The sequence below is a fragment of the Desulfosporosinus nitroreducens genome (assembly GCF_023897015.1).
GTDB lineage: Bacteria > Bacillota > Desulfitobacteriia > Desulfitobacteriales > Desulfitobacteriaceae > Desulfosporosinus > Desulfosporosinus nitroreducens.
The window spans coordinates 49,994-62,337 of record NZ_JAMHFY010000012.1; the positions used below are offsets into that span (position 1 = coordinate 49,994).

Here is a 12,344-nt window from a genome sequence, read left to right on the forward strand (position 1 = left end):
CTTAACCGGTATGTTATGTTATAGCAGACTTTATTATAATCACTTTCGTTAAAGGATGGATACAGTATGAAAAAAATACTGCTTATACTATGTGTTGTCATCATATCTGGACTAACGCTATTTAATAATAAACAATTCATACCGCCAGATAAAGTTGCTAATTCACAGCAAAACAAAGATGATCTGACTTTTGCTGTTTTAGGAGATGTTCACGGCAATAATGACAGTCTTCATAGAGCGATTAGAGATCTTTACAGTATAAATCCTGGGTTGGACGTCCTCATACTTAATGGAGATACGGTAGATCAAGGGATTAAAAAGCAATATGATGGGATAAAGCGAACTTTGTTTAAAACTAATTCTATGTTGCCTAAAACTATTATTAAAAATATCGGAAACCATGAATTTTTTAACTATGACATAGAAGTGAACAGTCCACAAGATGTAAAGACCTTTATAAATCGATACCTCGAATTCTCTGGTGAAGAAAAAGTATATCATGACACTTGGGTTGAAGGTTATCATTTTATATCCTTGGGGTCAGAGGACGGCAATTCTGAAACCCTCGACTCTATAAGAGCTTACATTTCTAATGAACAACGAAAGTGGCTGACCGATAAACTGGCTGAAAACTATGAAAAGGGCAGGCCAATGTTTGTCTTTCTTCATCAACCTTTAAACAGTAATCCGAACAGCGGATGGGTTGGATCTGATCAAAGTGATGAACTTAAGATAATATTATCCCAGTATCCTGAGGTCATACTATTTTCATCACATACCCATGCTGATTTAACGGAGAAGGGTATTTTACTTAATCAACCATTTACTAAAGTACATACAGGTGCAGTACACTATACCATTGTAAGAAACGCTCAAGACCAAACCAGAACGAGAGAACCATTTATTAAAGGTCTATATGTTGTTGTCAATGGTAATCGTGTTGTTATCAAGGGAAGAGATCTGAAAGAGGGTTCTTGGATCTTTACTCAAGAACTCAATAGTCATTAATGTGCATAATTGATTTGCCAAATTAATTGTATCAACGATATCCATATTAGTTAGAAAAGATGAAGGAGCATTAGAACGAGCTATGAAAATTATTGCTATAGGGGATTCAATCACGGAAGGTTTTCCTTATACCCGAAAAGAGTCTTGGGTGACCTTCTTAGGCCAAGAACTTCATTGTGAGATAATCAATAAAGGCATAAACGGAGATTTGACCCAGAACATTCATGATCGTTTCGGACGAGACGTTCTCGCGTTTAACCCGACCCACGTTATTATCCTCGGAGGGACAAATGATGCCTATGCCAAATACCCTTTAGAAATTGTAAGTCCACATTTTACAGCAATGATAAAAATGAGCCAGGAACATGGAATTATCCCCATCATAGGCTTGCCAATTCCTTCCTTAGTGGCAGACGACGAATTTTTTCTCCAACAGTATCGAAATTGGTTGATAGACTGCGCAAAAATGAATAATCTCCCACTGATTAACTTTTATGCTCCTTTTCTTAAGCGCTTAGAGGCAGGCGAGGAATCAAAGCTTTTTGTAGATGAAGTCCATCCAAGTCTTGAAGGTTATCAGTTCATGGCTGAAATAGTTAAAAATGATGTAGAAATTCTAAAATAACGACCTGAAGAATAGTGCAAGTGTTCACGTCAAATAATAGGAATATGTGAAGCATGACGGGTTCACAAAATTGTGGCTCTTGGAGGGTGTAGAATTGAAAATTTATCGTGTCAACATGTCAAAGCTCTCATTTGTTGCGGAAGAAGTGCCTGAAGACTGGAAGGTGCTTGGGGGTAGAGGTCTTACTTCAGTCATTGTCGCCAAGGAGGTAGAACCAACCTGTCATCCGCTAGGAAACAAAAACAAATTAGTTTTTGCCCCAGGGTTGTTGTCGGGGACCATGGCAGCTAACGCAGGACGTTTATCGGCTGGGGCTAAAAGCCCATTAACCGGCGGTATTAAGGAGAGTAATTCGGGTGGAACGGCTGCCCAAAGATTAGCGAAGCTTGGCGTTAAAGCTTTGATCATCGAAGACATCCCAGAAGGAGACAAATGGTACTGTCTTCATGTGCATAAAGACGGCGTGGAAATCAAAGAAGAGACTGAACTCGTGGGCAAAGGCAACTATGAAGTAATACATACTCTAACTTCAAGGTATGGAGAAAATACCGGAGTACTCACTATTGGCCAAGCTGGAGAATTTAAAATGTCTGCAGCCAATATTTCTGTAAAGGATCCTAAAGGCCATATTCGAAGCTTAGGACGGGGTGGGCTTGGAGCGGTTATGGCTTCCAAACGGATCAAGTTTATAACGCTAGATGATAACGATGGAGAAGGCGTTAAGATTCTCGACAAGGAGAAGTTTAAAAAAGCAGCCCAAATTTTTAATAAAGGCTTACTTAGCCACCCTGTGAGCGGGAATGCCCTGCCTAAATATGGGACTAATGTACTTGTCAATATTCTCAACGAGGCTGGCGGACTGCCTACTAAGAACTTCAGGATGGGTCAATTCGAGGGAGCAGAGAAAATTAGTGGAGAGACGATGTATGATACCATCATGAGCAGAGAGGGTGATCCAACCCACGGTTGTCATGTAGGGTGCGTTATTCGTTGCTCTCAAACTTACAATGATAAAGACAAGAAATACCTTACCTCTGGTTTTGAATATGAAACAATTTGGGGGTTTGGGGCGGGGTGCACGGTGGACGATCTCGATATTATTGCTCATATTGACCAGTTTTGCGATGACATTGGCATTGATACGATCGAAACGGCCGGAACTATGATGGTAGCTATGGAAGCTGGTATTCTTCCTTGGGGGGATGGTCAAGGAATCCTGAAATTATTTACAGAAGAGATCAAAAAAGGTACTTCTCTCGGCCGCATCTTAGGTAATGGCGCTGATTTTGCAGGCAAAGCTTTTGGAGTAACTCGGATACCTACAGTTAAACACCAGAGTATGCCTGCCTACGACCCACGGGCAGTAAAGGGCATTGGTGTAACCTATGCTACAACTCCAATGGGTGCAGACCATACTGCAGGGTATTCCGTAACCTCAAATGTTTTGAATGTGGGTGGTCACATTGACCCCCTAGCAAAAGAGGGTCAGATCGAACTTTCCAGGAACTTGCAGATTGCCACAGCTTCCATTGATAGCGCTGGTTTATGCATTTTCACGGCGTTTGCGATACTCGACTATGAACCCGTTTCTCACGCCCTCATTGAGATGATTAATGCTCAATATGGGACTACATGGTCTGTAGACGACTGGTTTAATCTTGGGCGCAATATTCTAAAAACGGAAAGAGCTTTCAATGAAGCTGCCGGGTTTACTAACAAGGATGATCGTTTACCGGAATTCTTCAGTGAACCTGTACCTCCTCATAACGTTACCTGGGATTTTACGGGCGAAGAGCTTGATCAGGTATTTCAGTTTTAGGTGCAGTTGAATTTGAAGTTTAAGTTTAATGACATGTGTCATATTAATAGTATTACAGGCAAGGAGGCAATTGAACATGGAGGTTAAGGTAAAACTTTTTGGAGATCTTCGTGAAGGACGTTTCAAGGAAGAAAAGACTGAACTCGAGGAAAATAGCCGTGTGATCGATATTATCAATAAGCATAATCTGCCACTGGATAAAGTTGCGATATGTATGGTTAACAGTTGCCAAGCTGAATTTGGTCAAGTCCTGCAAAACCAAGATACGGTTGCATTTTCTCCTCCAGTCGGGGGCATGTAACAGGAACATAATCCTACTAAAAGAGGAGACTAGCTCAGAATAGTCTCCTCTCTTTTAGCAGTCAGATTATATGGTGACACTGCTAATGAAAGTGGTCGCGTTTATAGGTTACTGTGTAAGAAACTTGTGAACATCTTGTTCAGAATGATAGCCGATAATTTTGTCTTGAGGTTTACCGTCCTTGAAGAGAATCACGGCAGGCAGATCCTTTACTTCATACATAGTTTGGATTTCCGGAACCTTGTCAACATTAACATTATATATTTCGACTTGGTCATGAAGACTTTTAGACACTTCTTCTAAGACTGAATGGAGTCTTTGACTGTCCGGTACTTTTTCCGAGCTGAATTCGAGTGCAAAAGGAGTTGGGTTCATTAAGACAGCTGGCAGTTTACCCGAGAAAATTTCTTTAATCATAAGGCACATCCTTTCCTTGCTTTACCATAGTCTTCTCAGAGAAGGCAGAAAATAAAACTTAGCTTTCATATATATCTTCTGTTAGAAATCACTATGTCACTGGACTCCACTAAAACGTCTTTTACTAAACATGGCGCAGAATGCATTAATCCAGTTGACCGGTGGAATCATAAAGTAGCAGGAAAGGTGAAAGGGGATTGAGGACTTTATGCCTGAAGTTCCTGAAATGGAGATATATAAGAACTACTTGAACCAGTGGGTTAAAGATAAGAAAATCAATCGCGCTAATGTTTATCGAGCTAAAAGCGTTAACCTGGAAAGTAAGGAATTTTGCACGACAGTTATAGGTAAACGAATTAAGGGCATTTTACGTCAAGGTAAGTATCTTATATTTCAGCTTGATGATGGTCATTTTCTTCTGACTCACATGATGCTGGATGGAAGACTCTTTCTCATGACAATTGAATCTGAAACTCCGCAAGAACATGAGGTAAGCCAAGCAATTGCTTTACAATCTGAAATATTGCAAAGCGATGCCGAGGATTTAAAACAAAGATTCAAGGATTTGCCGGGAAAAGCAAGTGTGGTATTCGGATTATCAGATGGGTCGGTGCTCTTTTTTTGCAATCTTACTTTGGGCTACTTGCACTACCTTGGACAGGAGCAACTTGAGACAAAATTACGGGAATTAGGTAAGGATCCGTTAGATCCAAACTTCAGTGCCCAAAATTTCGCTCAATTACTAGAGGGGAAGAGGGGGATGATCAAGCCGTGGTTAATGAATCCTAAAAATATATCTGGAGTAGGCAATGCCTATTCAAATGAAGCATTGTTTAGCGCTGGTATTTTGCCCACACGGTTGATTTCAACAATAAGTCATCTTGAAAAAGTAAATCTATTTAATTCCTTAGTTAACTGTATCAGAGATTCTATCCGCCTTGGTGGGGACATGGAGGAACCATTTGCTTCCTGGGACGATTTTATTGGAGGGTATAATACATATTTCAAAGCCTATGATCGGGCTGGAAAACCATGTTTAGTATGTGGAGAAACTATCCAGAAATCTGAAGTCGGGGGAAGAAATGCATTTTTTTGTCCTCACTGTCAAAGGTAGGATTTCTTAAGTTCCTGTAGAGTGAACTCGTTCAGCTAAAGCCGAACAATGAGACAATCCATCAGCCGCCTATTCAATAGAAGTTTGAGTATCCGACAACAAACGAGACAGAAACCTTTAGGGTATCTGTCTCGTTTGAATGTCATAACCTCCCGGATAATTCTACAGGCCATTGATGGCTTAGTGCACACTTGCCATCCATTTTCCGCCCCTCTTTTTCGACATCGAGCTAGACTTCGTTTTTATCCGTACCATCAGTTGATTTCAAGGTTGAATTCTCTTGCAGGACAGGAAGGTCGTTATTCATACTCTGATCCTTCGGATGGTGTTTAGGCTTAAGCTTTAGTCTCAGTTCGCGCCAGATAGCTAAGAAGAGCATTATTAAAGCTCCCGCAAATGCCGAACCCAAGATTACCAGGACTAAAGGAACATCTTTAGTAACCCATAATAGCTGAATTGTTACTAACTTAGCATTTTGGACAGCAAAGACTGCAATAAGTAATGAACAAATTAGGGATAAGATGAGTACAAACATGCGTTAACCTCCTCGCTTGTTATTAATTCGATTGCTATCTTCCAGATTCCTGCAGATATTTTACAGAATTCAACTTTATCCACTCTACCGTTCATCCTTGCTTCTGAAGTGTTACTTTTAGGATAGCTTCGTGCTATACTTACATCAAATAACCAAGGAGGCATAACAATGAAAAAGATAATTTTCGTCATGAGCTTATTATTTACGCTTGTTCTTTTAAACGGTTGCGCAAATAAGAACGATACTAAGCCAATTACTGAGGATGTTAAACCGCAAGAGATTAGTCAACCACTTACTGTCCAGGATTATTATTCCTTTAAAGAAAATACGAATTATGTGTATGAGGGCAAAGGAATTGAATATGCCTCCTACAATGTTATGGTTGATTATATCGAAGGAAACCGTGTCCAGATAAGGTCTAACAATGGTGGAACAGAGACGGTTAAAGTACTTGAGATAAATGATGGCAAACTGACGGTTTTGTTTGCGAGAGGGGAAAGTTATTACCGAGAAAATCTAATCAAAAGTCCTGGCAATACAGAAGAAGTTTTGTTGAAAGAACCATTAGTTGTGGGAACCTCATGGGTTTTGGCGGATGGCAGAAAACGGTCAATAACAAATTTGGAGGCAGAGATAACCACACCTTTGGGTACTTATAAAACGTTGGAAGTTACGACTGAAGGTAAAGATGATAAGATTCAAGACTATTATGCCCCAAATATTGGTCTCGTAAAATCTCTATTTACATCCGATGGATTTGAAGTTTCTTCTTCATTAAGCAAACTAGAAAGTAATGTTCCACTGACTCAAAACGTTAAATTCTTTTATCCAAATGTAAATGAAGATAAGATTTATTTTGTAAATAAGAAACTTACTTTTAAAACGAATGATCTAACAAAAAGTGTTTTGGAAAAGGCGTTTAAAGAATTGCCTAATGGAGATATATCTAAGGTTTTAGGTCCCAATGCTAAGATTAAAAGTTTATACCTAAATAAGGACAACGTTGCCTACATTGATTTCACAAAGGAATTTGTAAGTGAAATGAACGCCGGTTCCAGTTATGAAAGCATGATTTTACAAAGTATCACAAATACAATAGGAAACTATTACGGGGTCGACAAAGTTTATTTAACTGTCGAAGGCAGCCCATATGCATCTGGACATTATATGATGGACAAAGGTGAGTTCTTCACAGTAGATTTTAATAATACTGTTGAACTTCATTGAACGATTCCTTTTAGTGGGTGAGGTGAAGAAGTCATGACTTCATGTCTGCGTTTCTTACAGTGTGCGGGTTTTCGTTTTGACAGCCCTTTCTGGGATGGGCCTGAGAGCTGGACAACATTTCGAAATCAAGATTTATGGCAGTCGTTTCAAACGCTTATTGCACTTTGCCAATCTGAAAAAATCGAGTTTCTCTTTCTGACCGGTGATTTGTTTGAACAAGAATATGTTCGCAAGGAAACTGTCGAGCGGGTAGCCAAATCGCTGGCTAAATTAGAGGGGACGAGAGTTTTCATAACCCCAGGCAGAAGGGACCCACTGATTATTTCGTCTGCCTATCGACTAACGGTCTGGCCAAGCAATGTCCATATATTTTCAAGTGGAGTAACAAGTGTCAGAATTCCCTCTCATAACGTTACTGTTTATGGAGCGGGATGGACAGCTTATCATCAGGAAAGACCTTTCCTTGATAGTTTTCAACCGCTTAATGACGGTACGCTTCAGCTTATGCTTCTTCATGCAATGGTTGATTCAAAGCAGAATACTGAAGGCTTTATTCCGATTCGACAAGAACAGGTTTCTTCCAGTGGTTTGGATTACTTAGCCTTAGGATCCCGTGAAGTTTGGAGTGGAGTTCAACAAGCTGGAAAAACAAACTGGGCAGATTGTGGATCACTTGAAGCCAGAAGTTTTCTGGATAACGGTCCGCATGGCGTGCTTCTTGGGGAGATTCAGAAAGAATCTTCTCGATTTGAATTTCGAGAACTGGGCCAACGTTGTTATATTGAAAAGAATTTAACAATCCAGTCCCAGTCTTCTCTTGAAGGAATTGCGGAGAATATAATAGCAGAGACGAGCTTAGAAGAACGGCAAAAGAATCTCTACAGGATCAAGTTATCGGGAAACTTATTAGACGTTGAAGAGTTGGTTCAGCCTCTGCAAAATCTTCTCATGACTCAGTTTCGCTTTGTTACAGTTCTCCCTTTAGAAGAGAGAACTGAGCCTCAATTAGAATTTCCGGTGCTTTCTAGAGAGAAGAGTATGGAGGGCTTCCCTACTCTTGCGAAAATATTCATTAATAAACTACAAGCACGCTTAATTAATGCCGATGAATCAGAAAGCAGTGATTATTGGGAGATAGTACAAAAAATCGGATTAACAGCGCTAGGGCAGGGACGGACAGTTGATGAGGATTGAACGAATTAGGATTAAAAATTATGCCAGTCTGCGGGATGGTGATTGGATACTTCCGCTAGGTCCAGTATTAATTACATTTGAAGATCTAAGTCGTCAGAAGTTATTTCGTGATCTCCTGCTGACCTTATTTTATGATCAGAAGGAATCACAATTATTAGGTCAAGGACCCGACTCATTGATCGAAGTGTGGATGTCTGGAGAAAGTGCTCGCTATAGTATTCGTGTTGAATATCTCCAACAGGAAAATGAATTGAAGAGATATTCGAAGATATTAGATGAAACTGGACAGACCGTTTGCCTGCCGGAAAATATGACGCTGGGGGAATATTTATTTAATGCTCAATTACAGGCTTTTTTACAAGGAGGAATTGTGGAATGGCCAGAAAGAGACCACCAGGATGAGCTTATCTCACGCATTAGGAACTTGAGCCAAGGTGGAGATGAGAATCTTTCGTTGAGGAAAATGCGGGCTTCTCTTGCCGGAGCTCAAAAGAGAGTGAAAGAACAAAGAGAAAGTATGGAACTTATAAAGGCTGAATATGATAACCTCAGGCTTGAATGGGAGACCATACATCGCCAGCAAGAGGATGAACGGTTACTCCAAATAGAAATTAAAAATCTTCAAGAAAAGGAAGCAATTTTAATCGAGAGTATTGCCGCGACAACAAATATTCAAATGCGCATAGAGTTGCTTAGGCAAAATCCTGATTATCGTGAATTACGTCAACTTCAAGATGAGATAAAGCAGTTAGAAGATCGCCGGCAATGTTTAGAGGCTGAATTGAAGGCTATTTCTTGTGAGTCATCAATGGATCAGATAATCGAAACCTTTCGTGAAGAATGCATGGAGTGGGCTTGTATTCAGAAAGAGGCAGAAAGCTTAGCTGATGAGGTACAGTTGCGCTCAAAACTAATTGATGAGACCCAAAATCTTCTTCTTACATCCGGCTATCAGAGATTTAAGGAAGACGAGGATCTGCAACTAAAGCGGATTAGAGAGGAACGGAATGTTGCACAAGATAAGCTGAATAACCTAATTCTCATAAAACAAGAGCTTGAAAAACTTAAAATTACAGCCTCACAGGAAAACAGTCTATTTACTGATTCGGCGATAATGTCCGACGTTACAGAGGCGGATATTAGAAGAATTGCGAAAAAAGAAAAGAAATTAGAATTGTGGCGGAGATCGAAAGTTTTTTGCACTTTAGATCGGCTTTTGTGGAAGCGTTTAGGGATGAAAAGGTATGATGAAATCTTATCATCTCATCTTCTTGATTATTACCAAGGGTATCTTGTGTCAGACTATCAGGAATTCACGAATAAACTTAAAAAATTTCATAATCAACAAAAACGGTTTCAAATAGTCCAAAGACAGATAGAAAAATTGCAAGAAAAAGTTAATCAAGAAAGTAAATTACTTAAAATTGTAAATTCCCGCAATGAAATCTTAAAACAAGCTTTTACCGCGGTTAATGTTGTTGATTTTTCAGAATGGCTGCTAGGTTGGGCAGACTATCAGCAGAAGAAAAAGCAACTGTCGTTGGAACTTAACCAGATGAATTTAGCAGTAGAAAAGAAGTTAATTAAAGAAAAAAATTTAGAGGAATACTCGGAACGTATGATCATAAATTTAAAGAATTGGGGAATTCCGACGACTGATCGAGAGGAAGTGCTTGAAGCAGTATTCAAAGTGGCTAGACAGCTTCAAGAGAGAGATGAAGTTAAGCTGGAAATTGCATTTTTATCGGAGCGTTTTGAAAGAAGGCTAGGTGATCGAGATATGGAGAAGATTTCAGATATCTTGGAACCTTTAGCGGAATTGGAACGTGAAAATCTTCTTTCTAGTGAAGAAAGGCAGATGGAACTGACTTCTTGGGATAAAAGGCGAGTGGAAATGCGCCAAGAAATAGAAGATCTCAATCAACGACTTCAGGGCAAGCGCCGGAAAATCACTTCTTTGTCTGTTCTTGAGAAGAACATAGAACTAAGGAAAAGTCAATGGACAGGGTATGAAGAGTTACGTCATGCATTAGATGATGCCCAGACTTTGTTGGAATTATCTTGGCAAGAATGGCAAACTAAATACGAAAAGACACTCAGTGAAGAAAAACAGTGGATTTTTGATCACAGTTTCTCTTCAGTCCCCTTAAAAATGGAAGGGGAGAGTGCAGCGAAAAGGAACTATTTTTCTTACCGTATGGCGGTTGCACAATTAGCGCTTACTCCTAATACCGAAATACCCTTATTATTCTCAGTTGAAAAAATAACTAATGAGGATCCGAATTTTTGGGAAGATGTAATACGATATCTTTATAATTTGTCATTTTCCAGACAAGTGGTAATTAGTACCACGGATCCTAATCAGGTTGAAAAACTTTCAAGTAAAGGTTGGCACTCTCTGTGCTTTGGTGCTTGAACCAATATATACAAGCAAAACACTGAGATTACAATGAGGGTGGGTTAGAATAGAGAACTCAGCCCTCTTTTTTTATAAGTAAGAGAAAATTAATATTTTGTTCTTGGTTCAAACATAATTAGTTTAGTATTTTCCAGATTAAGTTGACAATCAAGGCAGAATAATAGAAAATAATAGGGGATTAAGTCAATTAAGAATGATTGACAAATATAATATTCTAAATCGAATTTGACCCAAATATAATTTAAGGGGGTTCTATGAAAAAAGTTGGCGATTTACCTGTAAAGCAATACTTAGAAAATCTAAAAGCTAAGATTTTCACAATTAAGAATATACCTTGGAAATCTCCAAGAGTTATAGGCGGATCTCTTGCTCTTTTGCTCCTTATGGGGAGTGGAATAGTTTATCTGAATTCAACCACTTCAGCTGTCTTTATTGTTGTAAATGGAGAAAAGCTTGGCCTTGTCGCTGATCAAGGTCAAGCTGGAGAAATGATCAATCAGATTCTCACTGAAAAAGGAGAACCATTCGGCATTGCAGCTAAAACTCATGATAGTATTACTTACTCTTCAGTTCGAATAAAGAATGCAGAGTTTAGATCTCTATCTAAGTCAGACTTAGCAGAAGACATTTCTTATTATGTTGATGGAGTTATGTTAAAGGTCAACAAAGAACCAATCTTTGTTCTGGCCAATGCTGAAGACGGAGAGAAATTACTTAAAGATTTTCAAGAGTACTACACAAAGCCGAGTGATAAAAATCAAGTATCATCTGTCTCTTTTGAAGATGAAGTAGAGACACAACCGGTAGAAGCTCCCTTGGAACAAATTATCTCCTACGAGCAAGCCCTAGAAAAGCTTAAACAAGGCAATTTGCAAAAGGTGGAATATACTGTTCAGGAAAAGGATTCTTGGTGGCTTATAGCACGGAAAAACGATATGAAGACAAAAGAAGTTTTAGCCAGTAATCCAGGGACAAATGAAGATACCATTCTTAAACCTGGGGAAAAGATAATGTTGGACAAGATTTCGCCTTACATAACGGTTGTAAGTGAAGGCGTTCGCACGGATACTGAAACGATACCTTTTGATGTAGTCACACAAACTGACACAAGTTTGCCGAGCGGAGAAACAAAAGTTAAGCAACCTGGAAGTGATGGACAAAAAGAAGTCCAATATGCTTACGTCCAAAAAAATGGTCAGGTGGTTACCCAAACTGTTAAGGATGAAAAAGTACTAAAAGAAGCTGTTTCCCAAATAATTGAGAAAGGGCCGCAACGTGTTACTGTTGCCTCTTCTCGAGGCAGTGGGAGCATTGTTTCTGGGCTGTCATGGCCGCTAAGAGGGCCGATAACTTCTTACTACGGATACCGTCACTCCGAGTACCATACAGGAATTGATATTGCTGGTGATCAAGGCGATCCATATACAGCTGCAAGTGCTGGTAAAGTTGTAAGTGCTGGATACAGTGGTAATTATGGATATACCATTACCATTGATCATGGCAATGGAGTTATGACACGCTATGCCCATTCTACTAAACTTTTAGTTTCCGCAGGGCAGAGCGTATCTAAAGGGCAGACGATTGGTTTAGTGGGATCAACTGGGCGTTCAACTGGCTCACATCTCCATTTTGAAGTAATTGTAAATGGAGATACAGTGAATCCACTTAATTCTTTGCGTTAGCAT

Annotated in this window: 11 protein-coding genes; 9 read left to right on the forward strand and 2 right to left on the reverse strand. The window is 39.5% G+C overall.

All coding sequences use genetic code 11. The features are described 5' to 3' along the window. Positions 1 to 66 precede the first annotated feature (66 nt). The 4 genes from M8E35_RS14130 (at position 67) to M8E35_RS14145 (ending at position 3,753) form a co-directional block, all read left to right on the forward strand. On the forward strand, positions 67 to 1,008 hold the full coding sequence (locus tag M8E35_RS14130; RefSeq protein ID WP_252469815.1) for a metallophosphoesterase family protein: 942 nt from the start codon (positions 67 to 69) through the stop codon (positions 1,006 to 1,008). An 82-nt stretch (positions 1,009 to 1,090) separates the two neighbouring features. Beyond that, positions 1,091 to 1,633, forward strand: a complete 543-nt coding sequence (locus M8E35_RS14135; RefSeq protein ID WP_252469816.1) for a GDSL-type esterase/lipase family protein — start codon at positions 1,091 to 1,093, stop codon at positions 1,631 to 1,633. A 94-nt stretch (positions 1,634 to 1,727) separates the two neighbouring features. Further along, positions 1,728 to 3,452: an aldehyde ferredoxin oxidoreductase family protein gene (locus M8E35_RS14140; protein WP_252469817.1), complete on the forward strand. Its 1,725-nt coding sequence runs from the start codon at positions 1,728 to 1,730 to the stop codon at positions 3,450 to 3,452. A 76-nt stretch (positions 3,453 to 3,528) separates the two neighbouring features. After that, entirely contained in the window at positions 3,529 to 3,753 is a 225-nt protein-coding gene (locus tag M8E35_RS14145; RefSeq protein ID WP_252469818.1) for a MoaD/ThiS family protein, read from the forward strand. A gap of 108 nt (positions 3,754 to 3,861) precedes the next feature. Here M8E35_RS14145 and M8E35_RS14150 read toward each other — a convergent pair whose 3' ends face one another. Further along, the gene (locus tag M8E35_RS14150) at positions 3,862 to 4,170 is read right to left on the reverse strand and encodes a thioredoxin family protein (protein WP_252469819.1); all 309 of its coding nucleotides are present in this window, start codon (positions 4,168 to 4,170) and stop codon (positions 3,862 to 3,864) included. Positions 4,171 to 4,378: 208 nt separating this feature from the next. Here M8E35_RS14150 and M8E35_RS14155 point away from each other — a divergent pair, with 208 nt between their 5' ends. Then, entirely contained in the window at positions 4,379 to 5,284 is a 906-nt protein-coding gene (locus M8E35_RS14155) for an Fpg/Nei family DNA glycosylase (RefSeq protein WP_252469821.1), read from the forward strand. A gap of 229 nt (positions 5,285 to 5,513) precedes the next feature. On the opposite strand, the gene M8E35_RS14160 is transcribed toward M8E35_RS14155, so the two are convergent. Next, entirely contained in the window at positions 5,514 to 5,819 is a 306-nt protein-coding gene (locus M8E35_RS14160) for a LapA family protein (RefSeq protein ID WP_252469822.1), read from the reverse strand. Positions 5,820 to 5,987: 168 nt separating this feature from the next. Between M8E35_RS14160 and M8E35_RS14165 the strand changes: the two genes are divergently transcribed. From M8E35_RS14165 to M8E35_RS14180, 4 genes are all read left to right on the forward strand, one after another. Then, a complete protein-coding gene (locus M8E35_RS14165) occupies positions 5,988 to 7,046 on the forward strand; it encodes a GerMN domain-containing protein (protein ID WP_252469823.1) in 1,059 nt (352 codons plus the stop codon). A gap of 33 nt (positions 7,047 to 7,079) precedes the next feature. Beyond that, positions 7,080 to 8,240, forward strand: a complete 1,161-nt coding sequence (locus tag M8E35_RS14170) for a metallophosphoesterase family protein (protein WP_252469824.1) — start codon at positions 7,080 to 7,082, stop codon at positions 8,238 to 8,240. Further along, the gene (locus M8E35_RS14175) at positions 8,230 to 10,656 is read left to right on the forward strand and encodes a coiled-coil domain-containing protein (RefSeq protein ID WP_252469825.1); all 2,427 of its coding nucleotides are present in this window, start codon (positions 8,230 to 8,232) and stop codon (positions 10,654 to 10,656) included. The genes M8E35_RS14170 and M8E35_RS14175 overlap by 11 nt, the downstream gene beginning before the upstream one ends. A gap of 257 nt (positions 10,657 to 10,913) precedes the next feature. Beyond that, on the forward strand, positions 10,914 to 12,341 hold the full coding sequence (locus M8E35_RS14180) for a LysM peptidoglycan-binding domain-containing M23 family metallopeptidase (RefSeq protein WP_252469826.1): 1,428 nt from the start codon (positions 10,914 to 10,916) through the stop codon (positions 12,339 to 12,341). Positions 12,342 to 12,344 lie beyond the last annotated feature (3 nt).

What these genes read in the sequence shown, in the direction of transcription:
- M8E35_RS14130 (WP_252469815.1), top strand. Translation starts at nt 67, where the DNA reads ATGAAAAAAATACTGCTTATACTATGTGTTGTCATCATATCTGGACTA.
- M8E35_RS14135 (WP_252469816.1), top strand. Translation starts at nt 1,091, where the DNA reads ATGAAAATTATTGCTATAGGGGATTCAATCACGGAAGGTTTTCCTTAT.
- M8E35_RS14145 (WP_252469818.1), top strand. Translation starts at nt 3,529, where the DNA reads ATGGAGGTTAAGGTAAAACTTTTTGGAGATCTTCGTGAAGGACGTTTC.
- M8E35_RS14150 (WP_252469819.1), bottom strand. Translation starts at nt 4,170, where the DNA reads ATGATTAAAGAAATTTTCTCGGGTAAACTGCCAGCTGTCTTAATGAAC.
- M8E35_RS14155 (WP_252469821.1), top strand. Translation starts at nt 4,379, where the DNA reads ATGCCTGAAGTTCCTGAAATGGAGATATATAAGAACTACTTGAACCAG.
- M8E35_RS14160 (WP_252469822.1), bottom strand. Translation starts at nt 5,819, where the DNA reads ATGTTTGTACTCATCTTATCCCTAATTTGTTCATTACTTATTGCAGTC.
- M8E35_RS14165 (WP_252469823.1), top strand. Translation starts at nt 5,988, where the DNA reads ATGAAAAAGATAATTTTCGTCATGAGCTTATTATTTACGCTTGTTCTT.
- M8E35_RS14170 (WP_252469824.1), top strand. Translation starts at nt 7,080, where the DNA reads ATGACTTCATGTCTGCGTTTCTTACAGTGTGCGGGTTTTCGTTTTGAC.
- M8E35_RS14175 (WP_252469825.1), top strand. Translation starts at nt 8,230, where the DNA reads ATGAGGATTGAACGAATTAGGATTAAAAATTATGCCAGTCTGCGGGAT.
- M8E35_RS14180 (WP_252469826.1), top strand. Translation starts at nt 10,914, where the DNA reads ATGAAAAAAGTTGGCGATTTACCTGTAAAGCAATACTTAGAAAATCTA.